Source organism: Roseinatronobacter sp. (assembly GCF_051859525.1).
Taxonomy (GTDB): domain Bacteria; phylum Pseudomonadota; class Alphaproteobacteria; order Rhodobacterales; family Rhodobacteraceae; genus Roseinatronobacter.
The window spans coordinates 373,670-387,376 of sequence record NZ_JBHYFM010000001.1 but is presented as its reverse complement, the minus strand read 5'-3'; the positions used below and the strand labels follow the sequence as shown (position 1 = coordinate 387,376).

14 protein-coding genes and 1 other annotated feature are annotated in these 13,707 nt (G+C 59.1%); of the genes, 10 read left to right on the top strand and 4 right to left on the bottom strand.

Annotation, left to right across the window (positions count from 1 at the left end; all coding sequences use genetic code 11):
• The first annotated feature begins 127 nt into the window (after nucleotides 1-127).
• From ACTIE1_RS01880 to ACTIE1_RS01850, 7 genes are all read left to right on the top strand, one after another.
• Nucleotides 128-544 (top strand): flagellar basal body-associated FliL family protein, encoded by a 417-nt coding sequence (locus tag ACTIE1_RS01880; RefSeq protein ID WP_439560073.1) that lies wholly within the window; start codon nucleotides 128-130, stop codon nucleotides 542-544.
• A 9-nt stretch (nucleotides 545-553) separates the two neighbouring features.
• Complete coding sequence (locus tag ACTIE1_RS01875) at nucleotides 554-973, top strand: hypothetical protein (RefSeq protein WP_439560074.1); 420 nt, start codon at nucleotides 554-556, stop codon at nucleotides 971-973.
• A complete protein-coding gene (locus tag ACTIE1_RS01870) occupies nucleotides 970-1,560 on the top strand; it encodes a MotE family protein (protein WP_439560075.1) in 591 nt (196 codons plus the stop codon). The genes ACTIE1_RS01875 and ACTIE1_RS01870 overlap by 4 nt, the downstream gene beginning before the upstream one ends.
• An 84-nt stretch (nucleotides 1,561-1,644) precedes the next feature.
• Nucleotides 1,645-2,514, top strand: a complete 870-nt coding sequence (motA, locus tag ACTIE1_RS01865) for a flagellar motor stator protein MotA (RefSeq protein ID WP_439560076.1) — start codon at nucleotides 1,645-1,647, stop codon at nucleotides 2,512-2,514.
• A gap of 518 nt (nucleotides 2,515-3,032) precedes the next feature.
• On the top strand, nucleotides 3,033-4,751 hold the full coding sequence (locus tag ACTIE1_RS01860) for a hypothetical protein (RefSeq protein ID WP_439560077.1): 1,719 nt from the start codon (nucleotides 3,033-3,035) through the stop codon (nucleotides 4,749-4,751).
• A gap of 180 nt (nucleotides 4,752-4,931) precedes the next feature.
• Entirely contained in the window at nucleotides 4,932-5,615 is a 684-nt protein-coding gene (locus tag ACTIE1_RS01855; RefSeq protein ID WP_439560078.1) for a class I SAM-dependent methyltransferase, read from the top strand.
• Between the two features lie 104 nt (nucleotides 5,616-5,719).
• On the top strand, nucleotides 5,720-6,319 hold the full coding sequence (locus ACTIE1_RS01850; RefSeq protein WP_439560079.1) for a methyltransferase domain-containing protein: 600 nt from the start codon (nucleotides 5,720-5,722) through the stop codon (nucleotides 6,317-6,319).
• Nucleotides 6,320-6,431: 112 nt separating this feature from the next.
• On the opposite strand, the gene ACTIE1_RS01845 is transcribed toward ACTIE1_RS01850, so the two are convergent.
• From ACTIE1_RS01845 to ACTIE1_RS01835, 3 genes are all read right to left on the bottom strand, one after another.
• Nucleotides 6,432-7,295: a universal stress protein gene (locus tag ACTIE1_RS01845; protein WP_439560080.1), complete on the bottom strand. Its 864-nt coding sequence runs from the start codon at nucleotides 7,293-7,295 to the stop codon at nucleotides 6,432-6,434.
• Nucleotides 7,296-7,308: 13 nt separating this feature from the next.
• Nucleotides 7,309-8,799, bottom strand: a complete 1,491-nt coding sequence (locus tag ACTIE1_RS01840) for a SulP family inorganic anion transporter (RefSeq protein ID WP_439560081.1) — start codon at nucleotides 8,797-8,799, stop codon at nucleotides 7,309-7,311.
• Nucleotides 8,800-8,862: 63 nt separating this feature from the next.
• Nucleotides 8,863-8,918, bottom strand: a sequence feature (sul1 is cis-regulatory element that is thought to sense ions involved in sulfur or methionine metabolism; They are found in Alphaproteobacteria).
• 165 nt (nucleotides 8,919-9,083) lie between these two features.
• Nucleotides 9,084-9,668: an HNH endonuclease gene (locus ACTIE1_RS01835; protein WP_439560082.1), complete on the bottom strand. Its 585-nt coding sequence runs from the start codon at nucleotides 9,666-9,668 to the stop codon at nucleotides 9,084-9,086.
• A gap of 324 nt (nucleotides 9,669-9,992) precedes the next feature.
• Between ACTIE1_RS01835 and ACTIE1_RS01830 the strand changes: the two genes are divergently transcribed.
• Both ACTIE1_RS01830 and ACTIE1_RS01825 read left to right on the top strand, forming a co-directional pair.
• On the top strand, nucleotides 9,993-10,736 hold the full coding sequence (locus ACTIE1_RS01830) for a ZIP family metal transporter (RefSeq protein ID WP_439560083.1): 744 nt from the start codon (nucleotides 9,993-9,995) through the stop codon (nucleotides 10,734-10,736).
• Nucleotides 10,737-10,774: 38 nt separating this feature from the next.
• Nucleotides 10,775-11,467 carry a M48 family metallopeptidase gene (locus ACTIE1_RS01825; RefSeq protein WP_439560084.1) on the top strand — a complete coding sequence of 231 codons (693 nt, stop codon included), beginning with the start codon at nucleotides 10,775-10,777 and terminating at the stop codon, nucleotides 11,465-11,467.
• A gap of 16 nt (nucleotides 11,468-11,483) precedes the next feature.
• Here ACTIE1_RS01825 and edd read toward each other — a convergent pair whose 3' ends face one another.
• Complete coding sequence (gene edd, locus ACTIE1_RS01820) at nucleotides 11,484-13,289, bottom strand: phosphogluconate dehydratase (protein WP_439560085.1); 1,806 nt, start codon at nucleotides 13,287-13,289, stop codon at nucleotides 11,484-11,486.
• A 203-nt stretch (nucleotides 13,290-13,492) separates the two neighbouring features.
• Between edd and ACTIE1_RS01815 the strand changes: the two genes are divergently transcribed.
• Nucleotides 13,493-13,669, top strand: coding sequence for an RSP_7527 family protein (locus tag ACTIE1_RS01815; RefSeq protein WP_439560086.1), 177 nt, complete (start codon nucleotides 13,493-13,495; stop codon nucleotides 13,667-13,669).
• Nucleotides 13,670-13,707: the final 38 nt, after the last annotated feature.

The following is a 13,707-nucleotide window of genomic DNA, read 5'->3' as shown; positions in this document are numbered from 1 at the left end:
CAATCGGTTAGTGACCTTGTGGCATATCTAAGAAAATTTCGTTTCCGGGAATTGCCAGATGACAGCAGCCACAGACACAGCCCCCAGCTCAGACGCCCCACCAGCGAAAAAATCAGGTTTGATCCCTTTGATTATTGGGGTTCTCGGGGCGCTTATCCTTGGTGGCGGGGGGTTTTTCGCGGTGTATTCAGGCCTGATTCTGGCCCCCGCACCTGCGGGCGAGAAACCTGCTGCAATCGCGCAGGACTTTGCTTTTGTTCCCATTGAGCGAATCACAATCAGCCTTGCCCCCGGGTCGACATCCCGGCATCTGCAATTTGCCGGCCAGATCGAGGTTGAGAGTGCGTCGCGCGCGGAAATCGAACGACTGCAGCCGCGTTTCATCGATGTCATCAATATGTATCTGCGTGCCGTGGACCCGCGTGACCTGGCCGAACCGGCCTCTTTGATACGGCTGCGCGCGCAAATCCTGCGGCGGCTGCAGACTGTCGCCGGACAGGGGCATATCCGCGACTTCCTGATCACTGAATTTGTACTTAGCTAGGGGTTTCTCATGGCATTTCTGATAGATATCGCGGTTGCGCTTGGCGCGTTCCTCGCTGCGGCGTATTGCATGCTGCTGTCGCGCAGGTTGCGCGCATTGACGCGGCTTGATGGCGATGTCGGTTCTGCCATCGCTATATTGTCACAACAAGTGGACGCGCTGACTACGGCCCTGAATCTGGCCGCGCAATCCAGCACAAAAGCGGAATCCGACCTGAACCTGACGATCGCGCGTGCGGAAACGGCCACGCGGAACCTTGAGCTTCTGCTGGCCGCTGCAAAACCGCGTTCGCGCGCAGCATCCGGACTGGCGGGGGCAGACCATACCGACAGGCTGGACAAGGACGCGGATTTCGCGCCCGGTCTTGGCGACCGGGCCAAGAAAACGCGGGTCCTGCGGCAACGCGAAACAGCGGGTCGTCGTCAATGAAACACCGAAGCACTGCAAACGCGGCACGAAAACGCGGCGCATCCTCTGCGCTGATGGTATTGACCGCATTGTTTTTCGTCGCGGGCCTGTCACGTTTGGGTCTTGGCGTTGCAGAAGTTATTGCCGCCGAAAGCGCGAATACCCCCGCAAATGCCCCCGCGCCCGAAGGGACTGCGCAAGCAGATCCCGGCGATTTGTTCCAGAGCTTGCGCGCGAGAGAAGCGCGCCTGCAGCAGATGGAGGAACGGCAGGAACAGCGCGCGCAGGAATTGCGGCAGGCAGAAGCAGATATCCGCGCCCAACTGGCAGAACTCGCCCAGGCAGAGGAAAGATTGCTCCAGACGATCGCATTGACCCAATCTGCCGCCGAAGATGACGTGGCGCGGCTGACGGCGGTTTATGAGCATATGAAACCACAGCAAGCGGCAGAGCTGTTTACCCAGATGGATGTCCAGTTCGCAGCAGGCTTCTTCGCGCGTCTGCGTCCGGATTTTGCCGGGTCCGTGATGGCCGCGCTCGACCCGGTGACGGCCTATGCCATCAGCGCCGTTCTGGCAGGCCGCAATGCAAATACACCGCGGGACTGAACTTTTCACGCGTAGCCGAAGCCCTTTGTTAACGAAACTGCACCAAGATCGAAACCAGGTTCACACCACAGATAGAGGCACATTGTGATAGCAATCGTTGGCATCGTTGTCGTTTTCGTAATGGTTTTCGGCGGATATCTCGCAGCAGGCGGGACGATGGGAATCATCCTGAAGGCGCTTCCGTTCGAAATGGTAATGATCGGCGGAGCGGCAGCAGGTGCGTTCATACTTGGAAACAACATTGCGACAATCAAAGGTGCCGGTCGCGATATTGCGCGCGTTTTCAAGGGGCCGAAATGGTCGCCGGACGACTACCGTGATCTGTTATGCCTGCTGTTTGAACTCATCTGGCTCTCCCGACAAAATCCGGTGGCCATAGAAGAACAGATCGAGGCGCCGAATGACTCGGCCATTTTTAGCAAGTATCCGAAAATACAGGCAGATCATGACGTCGTGGACCTGATTTGCGATACCTTGCGCGCGGCCTCGATGAATTACGACGATCCGCATCAGGTCGAAGAGGTCATCGACAAACGCCTCGAAGCCCAGAAACATCATGCGCTGCATACCAGCCATGCCGTTCAGGTCGTGGCGGACGCCCTGCCCGCGCTTGGCATTGTTGCAGCCGTGCTGGGTATCATCAAGACTATGGGCGCGATTGCCGAACCGCCCGAAATTCTGGGCAAAATGATCGGTGGTGCACTGACAGGGACATTTTTGGGGGTCTTTCTTGCCTATGGGTTTGTAGGTCCGATTGCAGGGCGCATGCGCGATATTGTCGAGGAAGATGATCATTTTTTCCAGCTTGTCCGTGAAGTGCTTATCGCCAACCTTCATGCCCATCCGGCCAATATCTGTATCGAGGTTGGCCGCCAGAATACACCACATCATCAACGCCCGGATTTCAGCGAACTTGAAACTGCCATGCGGGACCTCAAGAAGAATGCTGCCTGACAATGTGGGTATTTCGTTCAATCCCAGTGTTTCTGTGTCTTATCTACAGCAGTGTCTCTGCCGTAGCCCAGACAACAACAGTTCCTGTGCGGGCGGGTGAACATTCCGATTTCACGCGGCTTTCCATACAGTTGCCAGAGTCTAACGACTGGCAGATCACCCAAGATGGCCGTCTGGCAGAGTTGACAATTTCCGGCCCCGCACTTGATTTTGACTTGTCGCAAACCTTTGCAAGGATCCCGAGGACAAGACTCGGGTCTGTTGCACAAACACAAACAGGTCTGGAAATTCGCCTAAATTGTGACTGCCTCTTGCGCGCGTCCGAGGATTTGCCCAGATACCTTGTCATGGATGTCACGGAAATTGCTGTAGGGGCAAGGATGCCTGCCGCAACGACACCGCGGCCCCAAGCGCGTCCGGAACAGGCCATACTGCGTCCCGCAGAAACGTCCGCACCGGTGCACGGGCCCGCACTGGCTGCGGGCCAGTCCCTGGCAAGCGCATTGACAGGACGTTCATTGGCACCACAGCAACGTCAGTCGCTGTTGCTAGAACAGATCGTCGGCACCCCTGCTGCCGATGATGTAATGGCAACGGGTGCGCCGCCATCCCCCGCGCGATCCGACGTGATCGCGCAGGGAATGACGCATGACCTTGGGCGCGCCCTGTCCGAAGCGGTCGGGCTTGGACTGCTCTCGCCCAATCAGGAAATCGCGACCACAGCCCCGCCCCGTTTGTCAACCACGGATGATCCGCCTTCCCGACACGTCGACAGGCAGGGTATACCCCCGCACGGCCAGATGACCATCACAGACAGTGTGGCGGCCGCGCGCGGTGCCGCGCCACGCAGCCTGCAAAATGATATTTTTGCCATTTGTCCGCCCGACGACACGATTGATCCGTCATTGTGGCAAACTCAAGCCTCGTCGCAGCTCACGCCTGTTGGGACAGCGGCGCTGTTCAATGAAGCAGATACGCTCGACCCCGGGGCAACACGGAATCTTGTGCGACAATATCTTTATCTGGGCTTCGGAGCGGAGGCCCGTCTGACCCTTTCCCTGCTCAACGCGCCGCAACCGCAGGACCGGTTTCTGGAAATGGCCAGCCATCTGGTCGACCTGACCCCCCTTCCAACGGATTTCGCGCAGCTGGACATCAGTCCATGCGGCGGGATGGCAACGCTTTGGCAGGCCTTAGCCATCCTGCCGGACGACCTGCCCGACGATTACCCGATCGCCGGTCTGGTACAGGCCATTCAGGCACTACCCGCACATCTGCGCCTGCATCTTGGGCCGCATATTGTGCGCCATCTTGCCGCGCAAGGATTCGTGTCTGACGCGCACAGCATTCGGGACAGTCTGGATCGTATTTCCGAAACCAGTTCGGACCCGCTTCGCCTAGCGCGGGCGACGCTCGACCTTCCGCGCGCATCAGGTCAGGACACAAGGCGCTATGAGCAGGACCTATTGGCGGACCCGACCATAGAGGCCGTAACCTTCCTGATGCAACGCCAGCAGGATCTGGACCTGCCCATCTCGCCCGAACTTGCGGAAGAAGCACACTCATTGCTGCGCGCCCTGCGCGGGTCAGATGAAGGGCACATACTGGCCAAACTTCTGGCACGCGGATTGTCGCGAACAGGACAATTTGCAGAAGCCCTGTCACTGGTGCGACTGAATGATGCGGATATTCCCCCACAGGAGAATGTTATGCTGTTGCGCGATCTGCTTCTTGATCTGACTGGCAATGCCGACGACACAACATTCGTCACCCAAATGTTCGAACATACCCCATGGAATTCCGCCTTGCCGGATGAAGCGCGGGCCATCCTGGCAAGCAGGTTGGGTTCGCTGGGGTTTGACGAGCAAGCTGACCTGATGAGGGGGGTGCCCCTGCCACTCTCCCGGAGGCGCGATGATCAGGACAGCAATGACACCACCTTCGCGCGGCAGGATCTGCGACCACTTCCCGAGACAGCTACGATAACGTCCCAGGCCGCTGCCGTGGGGAACACTTTGGACATGCCGCCTACGGAAGGTGATCGCGCCGAGGATCAGGATGCGGCACCGGCCGAAAGCAATGATACGGCCGATCTGGAGTTTGCGCAAAGTTCGGTTCCGGCTGCGCCAACCGGTCTTGAGCTGTCGGCAGGCTTGCTAAGTGCCGGTCAAAACACAATCCAGGATAGCACCAGACTGCGCGAGCGGCTGAACAATGTGCTGCAATCCGGCCCATAACACGGACGATACGGCAAGGGGGGGGCGGATAACCCGCTATCCCGGCCTGATCGCGGCCTGGGGTGGTGTTGTAACGCCGCGATCCTTCGTGACATCGTAAACGCTGTTGCGTTTTTTGTTGCGCTAAAGGAAAGTCATGGCAGGCTATTTCAGTCTTGCGCAGCGATACGGGGTCGCGAATTGGCACATGTCGAACCTGCTTTGCACGCATCACCACTGCCCGAAATCTGCCCTGTGTGCCACGCGCCGGACCCGCAGTTTTTTCAATGTGTCGCCTCAAAGGAATATTTCCACTGCACCGCGTGCGAAGTACGCTTTTTACCAGCACAATACTGGCTGCCTGACAGTGCGGAATATGCGCATTACCTGACCCACGAAAACCAATGCGATGATCCCGGCTATCGGCGGTTTTTGTCGAAACTGGCCACCCCCCTGCTGAAGCGGCTGCCGCCCGCGTCGAAAGGACTTGATTTCGGCTGTGGCCCAGGTCCGGCACTGGCCAAAGTGTTGCGCGATGGCGGTCATGACATGGCAGTTTACGATCCCTATTTCGCGCCGGACCCTGCCCCCCTGTCATCAAGATACGATTTTGTAACCTGCACCGAAACGGTCGAGCATTTTCACAACCCGCATTCCGAATTTACCCGCCTGCGCGCGCTTGTCCGCCCCGGCGGTTGGCTGGGCCTGATGACGTGTTTTCAAACTGATGATGCGCGCTTTGCGGCGTGGCGGTACCGCATGGACCCCACGCATGTCGTTTTCTACCGCGAAGCGACCTTTCGGTTTCTGGCACAGCGTTGGAATTGGAAATGTCATGTGCCAGAAAAAGATGTGGTCTTGATGCAACGCCCTGTTTCACTGTAGCGCTTGGCCATGATCCGCGCCAGCGACCCCACCTGCAATATATGTCCCGCAATTGAACGGTTGCCCCCGCGCGTGCTTGGCCTGCGCCGGGTATGGGGGCAGGCATGACCAGCTGGATGCATGAAGAACGCCTGAACGCTGCATTTGCAGTGGTCGAGAGGTCAGGGGCGCGCAGTGTGCTTGATCTGGGGTGCGGGGATGGTGATCTGTTCGTGCGCCTTGCGCACGCGCCTGCCGTAACACGGCTGGTGGGGGTCGATATCTGCGCAACATCCCTTGCGCGCCTGCGCCACAGATTGTCCGTCATACCGGCCAGCGCGGCCCGGATCGAGTTGCGCAACGGGTCCATGACCCAGGCACATCCGGCGCTTTCGGGTTTCGACTGCGCCATGCTGATCGAGACGATTGAGCATATCGACCCGTCGCAGTTGGCACAGCTGGAATGCGCCGTTTTCGGAAAAATGCAGCCGCGCAGCGTCGTCATTACCACGCCCAATGCGGAATTCAACACACTGCTGGGGGTGCCTGCCCACAGGTTCCGCCATCCGGGCCACCGGTTCGAGTGGCGGCGGGCACAGTTTCGCAAATGGGGCGACCGCGTTGGCACCAGTTTTGGCTATGATGTCATGTACTCCGACATCGCCGGGTGTCACCCGGACCTTGGCGGGGCCAGCCAGATGGCCGTGTTTGAACAGGTCCGGTAGCACCTGCCGCAGATTGTCAGAAGCAGACATCAGGGCAGTCCGCAGCAGGTGTCTGTCAAACAAAAAGCCGCCCGTGTCCAAGGCGGCTTTCGTCAGGCCCGACCCCGATGCGTCAGCGAATAAGCACCACAGGCACCTTGCACGACCGGATCATCGCCGTGGTGGTGGACCCGATGATCAGGCTGCGGATGCGCGAATGGCCATAGGCGCCCATGACCAGCATATCGCAGCCTGCCTCGTCCACAAGTTTGCCAAGTACGGTTTCCGGCTGGCCCGCAATGACAGAGGTTTCGACCTCGATTCCGGCGGCTTTCAGCACTGCTTTTGCGTCTGCCAGCCCCTTCTGGACCGCTGGCGTGTCGGTGCCTACAGTGACCACATGGACAGACAATTCCCGAAACAGCGGGCTGCGGGCAATATGGTCCACGGCCTTCTTGGCCGACGTGCCACCATCATAGGCCACCAGCACCCGCTGAATGGGCTTGAACGCCCGAGAGGCGACGAAGACCGGTTTGGTGCTGGCACGAATAATTCGTTCAAGGTTCGACCCCAGATGGCCCTTGGCAAAATCCGCCGCTTCGCCGCGTTTGCCGACCATGACAACGCGGGCGCCCTGCTCGACTTCGCTGACCGTTTCGACCACATCGCCCTGACGCAGGCGTGTGGTTATTTCGCTGACACCGGCCTTGTCCAGAATGGCGCGGGCATCTTCCAGTATGGCGCGGCCGCGCTGGCTGACAAGTTTCGCGCGTTGTGCGTCCAGTTCCGCCAGTTCCGCCAGCAAGGCCGAGCGCGCGCCCAGCTTGATAGAACCGGAGAGGTCTGCCTTCTCGGGCGCGTCGCGGCGGCCCAGCACATGCAGCAATTCCACCGGCGCCCCTGTGCGCTGTGAGATCCATGCCGCATGTTCGCACACGCTGGCCGAATAGATCGACCCATCGACAAGGGCCACGATTTTCTGTGGTTCGTCCGTCATGTCATGTTCCCTTTCAATGCGAGATCAGCTTGTCCATCGCGCCCGGCTTGTCATGGATGGCAAGTTTGTCAACGATGGTTTCCGTGGCTTCATTCATGCCGATCACCTCGACTTCGGCCCCGTCGCGGCGGAATTTCAGGATTGCCATGTCCAGCGCCTGAACGGAAGATATGTCCCAGATATGCGCGCGGCTGACATCGATGGTGACCCGCTCCAGCGTTTCGCGGAAGTCGAACGCGTTCATGAAATCCTCGACCGAGCCGTAGAACAACTGCCCTTCGACACTGTAGGTCCGGTGGCTGCCATCATTCGAGATGGTGCTGCGCATGGTGAACAACTGCGCAATCTTGCCGGCAAAGAAGATACCCGACAACAACACACCCACCAGAACCCCGATCGCAAGGTTATGCGTGTAAACCACCGTCACCACAGTGGCGATCATGACAATGGAACTGGACCGCGGATGCACACGCAGCGCCTTGACCGACGACCACGAGAATGTGCCGATGGAGACCATGATCATCACAGCCACCAGCGCAGCCATGGGAATCTGTTTCACCAGATCACCCAGCACAAGGATCAGGAACAACAGATAGACCCCCGCCGCGAAACATGACAAGCGCCCGCGCCCGCCGGATTTGACGTTGATGATTGACTGCCCGATCATCGCGCACCCCGCCATACCGCCGATGAAACCGGTTGCGGTGTTGGAAATGCCCTGTCCGATACATTCCTGATTGCGGTCCGAGCGTGTGTCGGTCAGGTCATCGACGATATTCTGTGTCATCAGGCTTTCCAGCAGGCCCACGACCGCGATGGCCATAGAATAGGGCAGGATGATCATAAGCGTTTCGAATGTCAGCGGAATATCGGGGATCAGGAATACCGGCAGCGTGTCGGGCAATTCGCCCATATCGCCCACTGTGCGCACATCCAGCCCCAGCACCATGGCCACAATCGTCAGCACCACAATCGTGACCAGTGGCGACGGGATCGCCTTGGTCAGCATGGGCAGACCATAGATGATGCCAAGCCCTGCGGCGACCAGAACATAGGTGATCCACGGCACCTGTCGCGGGTCCAGTTCCGGCAGTTGTGCCAGAAAGATCAGGATGGCAAGCGCGTTGACGAAGCCGGTCATAACCGATTTCGACACATATCGCATGACAAAGCCCAGCTTCAGAATGCCCGCGCCAATCTGCAACACCCCCGCCAGCACTGTGGCCGCCAGCAGGTATTCCAGCCCGTAATCGCGCACCAGCGTGACCATCAGCACCGCCGTGGCAGCAGTGGCCGCAGAAATCATGCCCGGTCTGCCGCCGGTAAAGGCAATCAGCACAGCAATGGAAAAGCTGGCATACAGCCCCACCCTTGGGTCAACGCCCGCGATGATCGAAAAGGCAATCGCTTCGGGGATCAGCGCCAGCGCGACAACCAGCCCGGCAATCAGATCGCCGCGCACATTGCCAAACCACTGCGCGCGGTAAGCATCTAGTGAAATCATGTCATAGGTTCCTGTCCGGCAATGGCTGACGTACAGCATGCCGGTTTTCATGGTGTGTGTTCAGGTTATCCGGCGGATCAGCGGCCGGAAGAGCCACCCGGACTTGCACCGGGTCCATGCGATTTGCGTTGGAACTAGCCGAAAAGATACATCTTGCGCAACCCGAAAGGAAAACCGCCTTGTGGCGATGCGGCGCATCCGCACCAGTATGCAGCATTTATGTGCAATTGCGCATAGGGTTGCTGCGAAACCGGCTGGGGGCCGTCACGGGGGGCTGGTGGGGCTCATGCCTCCAGTTCGGTATCCCAATACAGGTAGTCCAGCCAGCTTTCATGCAGGTGGTTGGGCGGAAACCGCCGGCCCAAATTGCGCAATGTTTCTGCATCGGGGCGATAGGGGGTCTGGCGCAGTTTCAGGCCGGATGCGCGCAATGTCTTGGACCCTTTTGCCAGATTGCACGGTGCACAGGCGGCGACCACATTTTCCCAGCTGGTCACACCACCCAGCTTGCGCGGGACGACATGATCAAAGGTCAGATCATTGCGCGCACCGCAATACTGGCAGGAAAATTCGTCGCGCAAAAACAGGTTGAACCGCGTGAAGGCAACACGCTTGCGCGGCCGGACATAATCGCGCAGCACAACCACAGACGGCACACGGATTTCCATGCGCTGGCTGCGCACAACCTGTTCATATTCAGCCAGAATATCCACCCGATCCAGAAACACCGCTTTTACAGCATCCTGCCACGGCCATAGTGACAAGGGATAATAGGATAACGGCCTGTAATCCGCGTTCAGCACCAATGCAGGAAAATTCCGCAGGGACACCGGTTCACGCACAAAATCAGTTCTAAAGTCACCATCCATAGGTGCCGCCTCCGTATTGGCAGCCCTTGGGGGAACGCACCCCGCAGGGGCTGTGGTGCCGGACAATCATCCGGACCATGAACTGGACTATATATAGGGCAAACCATCTGGCAAGACTTTATGATGCACCAGATGTCGCAGGACGGCATTTAGCGCATCCAGACAACATTGATGTGACAATTCATGTGCATCTATGGACCGCGCCCGCAAGCGACACCATCGCAACTACAGGACCAATACGTGTTTATGTTGATCAGCCCGTCACCGCTTGACGACAGCCCAGAAAGCACCATAGATTAGAATAATTCTAACCTATGGTGCCATATGTCCGACCCGACCGCCCTTCTGGTAGTTCTTGCGGCAAGTATCACGGCACTTGCCACCGGGCTGGGGGCATTGCCGCTTGCTGCGATGCGCAATGTCACGCCGCGCGCACTGGCCTATGGCAATGCCATCGCGGCGGGGCTTATGCTGGCCGCCACATTCAGCCTGATCGCGGAAGGGTTTGAATTTTCCGGCTTTCGCACCCTTGTCGGGCTGGTTCTGGGGCTGGCCGGCATATGGCTGGCCAAGCAGGCGCTGGACGCACGCACCAATGTCAGCATTGCCAATGTGCAAGGCGCGGACGGGCTGAAAATCCTGCTGATCATGGGTGTGATGACCGTGCATTCCGCCGCCGAAGGTGTGGGCGTGGGTGTGGCCTATGGCAGCGGGCGTGATCTGGGGGATTTCATCACGATTGCCATTGCCTTGCATAATGTGCCCGAAGGGCTGGCCATCGCGCTGATCATGGTCCCGCGCGGCGCAAGTATTGGCAAGGCGGCGTGGTGGGCGATCCTGTCATCTGTTCCCCAACCGCTGCTGGCAGTGCCTGCATTCCTGTTCGTGCTGAGTTTTGCGCCATTCCTGCCAGTGGGCCTTGGGCTGGCCGCAGGTGCCATGCTGTGGATGATCTTCTCGGAATTGTTGCCGGAGGCCAGTGACGGCGTGGCACCGGCAACGACTGGCGTGATTGTCACCGCATCTTTTGCGGTGATGATGGGCCTGACACTGGTTCTGGGCGGATAGGCATTGCCTATGCCCCATGCACGCCCCATATTCTGCCTATGTTGAAACTTGCCCCTATTGTGATCCTGCTGGCCTATGGTCTGGTGATGTACTGGTTTTCAAGCTGGCGCACCAAGCAGGAACTGGATTCAAAATCCTCACCGCTGGCGGATGCACGGCTGAAACGGCTGACGGATCGCTTCGCGCAGGCTGTGGGCGTGGACCATATCAAGGTGCATATCTACGAAATCGAGCCGGTGAACGGGCTGGCAGCACCGGACGGGCGCATTTTCATCACGCGCGGGTTTTACAACAAATACCGGCAGGGCGAGGTTTCGGCAGAAGAAATGGCCAGCGTGATCGCGCATGAACTGGGACATGTGGCGCTGGGGCATTCGCGCAAACGCATGATCGATTTTTCAGGAACAAACGCTGTGCGCATGGCCCTTGCCACGGTGTTCAACCGTTTCCTGCCCGGCTTGGGGGTGATTATCGCAAATTTTCTGGTGTCGGTTCTGGCCGCGAAACTTAGCCGCAATGACGAATATGAGGCCGATGCCTATGCCTCCGCGCTGCTGGTCAAGGCCGATATCGGAACAGGCCCGCAAAAAGACCTGTTCCGGAAGCTGGAATCCCTGACGGGTATGGGCGGCGGCATGCCCGCGTGGCTGATGAGTCACCCGAAAACCGCAGACCGCATTCGCGCGATCGAGGAAAACGAGGCCCGCTGGCGCATCGCGCCAGAGGGGTAGACGCGCGGAAACGCTGTCAGACGACGACAGCGGCCCCTTCGGTGGAATCCCCTACCGCACGCCGGAGGGCCGCGAACATTTCCCGCCCCAGACCGAATTCATTTGCCGACAGGTCCGCAACAACCGGCGTGCGCGCCTCGAACCCCGTTTCCAGCACATCCAGACGCCCCGCAACCGCATCAAGGCGCAGCATATCGCCATCCTGCACCCGCGCCAGCGGCCCGCCCTTGGCCGCTTCGGGCGCAACATGGATCGCGGCGGGAACCTTGCCGCTGGCACCCGACATACGCCCGTCGGTCACCAGTGCCACCTTCAGCCCGCGATCCTGCAACACCGCCAGAATGGGCGTCAGGGAATGCAATTCCGGCATGCCATTGGCGGCAGGCCCCTGAAACCGCACGACGACAATGGTATCTTCAGTGAATTCGCCAGCCTGAAACGCCGCCTTGACCGCGCCCTGATCGTGGAAAACCCGCGCGCGCGCCTCAATGACATGGCGCGACGGGTCCACAGCCGAGGTCTTGATCACCCCCTGCCCCAGATTGCCCGACAGCTGTTTCAACCCGCCCGATTTCTGGAATGCATCCGCAGCCGGACGCAGAATACGGTCATTCAGGCTGTGCCCTGCCCCGTTTTCCCAAACAAGCTGCCCGTCGCGCAATTTGGGTTCCTGCGCATAGCGGGCCAGCCCGTCACCGGCAATGGTGCTGACATCATCATGCAGCAACCCCGCATCCAGCAATTCCCCGATCATGAAGCCCAGCCCGCCAGCGGCATGAAAATGGTTCACATCGGCCAGCCCGTTGGGATAGACCTTGGCCATCAGGGGCACCATGTCGGAAATATCGGCGAAATCCTGCAAGGTCAGTTCAATCCCCGCCGCGCGCGCCATGGCAGGCAGGTGCAGCACCAGATTGGTGGACCCGCCAGTTGCCATCAGCCCCACAATGCCATTCACAAAAGCGCGTTCGTCCAGAACCTGCCCCGCGGGCCGGTAATCATTGCCAAGCGCGGTAATGGCCAGTGCGCGTTCGGTTGCAGCCACCGTCAGCGCATCGCGCAAGGGCGTATTCGGGTTGATGAAACTTGTGCCGGGCAAATGCAGGCCCATGAATTCCATCAGCATCTGGTTGGTATTGGCCGTGCCATAGAAGGTGCAGGTGCCCGGCCCGTGATAGCTGGCCATTTCGGCCTTCATCAACTCATCACGGCCAATTTCGCCCTGGGCAAATTTCTGGCGGACTTTTGCCTTCTCGTCATTGGGCAGTCCGCTGGTCATGGGACCGGCTGGAATAAACACCGATGGCACATGTCCGAACGTCGCGGCCGCAATGATAAGGCCGGGAACAATCTTGTCACAGACGCCCAGCCAGACAGCCGCATCAAAACAGTTATGCGACATTGCCACCCCTGCCGACAGGGCGATCACATCGCGTGAAAACAGCGACAATTCCATACCCGGCTGGCCTTGGGTCACGCCGTCACACATGGCAGGCACGCCGCCCGCCACCTGCGCGGTTCCACCGGCTGCGCGCGCGGCATTGCGGATGATGTCGGGATAGGCCTGAAACGGCTGATGCGCCGACAGCATGTCGTTATAAGCTGTCACAATGCCCAGATTGGGTGCGCGCCCTGCGGCAAGGCTTTCCTTGTCCCCTTCCATCGCGGCATAGGCATGGGCCTGATTGCCACAGGACAGATGCGCGCGCACGGGTCCGGCATCGGCGGCGGCGCGCATCCGGTCCAGATATTGCGCCCTGCGCGCGGCAGAACGTGCGCGGATTCTGTCCGTGACGGCTTCAATCCCGGAATTGAGTGGCATGATCCCTCCGATAGGCTGGCGCAAGACGCGCGGGCAAGTATTCATTCCATGCCAGCATATAGACAGTTAGCGCTAACGTGGCAAGTGAGCTGACGAGGATTGCACCTGCTGCATAGCGGAGTTTCGGAATTGTCCCTCGCAATGCTGCGTTGCAGCGACTACTTTCGGATGCAACAGAACACCACCATATCAAGGCACATGACATGACACCACTTTATGACCAGAACCCCGACATTGTGGATATCACAAGACTGGAACAAGATGCGCGCCGCCTGCGTGCGGCCTATCTTCAGGCAGGCATCCGCAAGGGCTGGGCGCGTCTGGCAACACTATTCCAGCCTGCACCACATGCGCAGAATGACGGCACAAGCAAGGCTTGAACGCCATCCGGACAATTAGACGAAAAGGCGGGCCATTT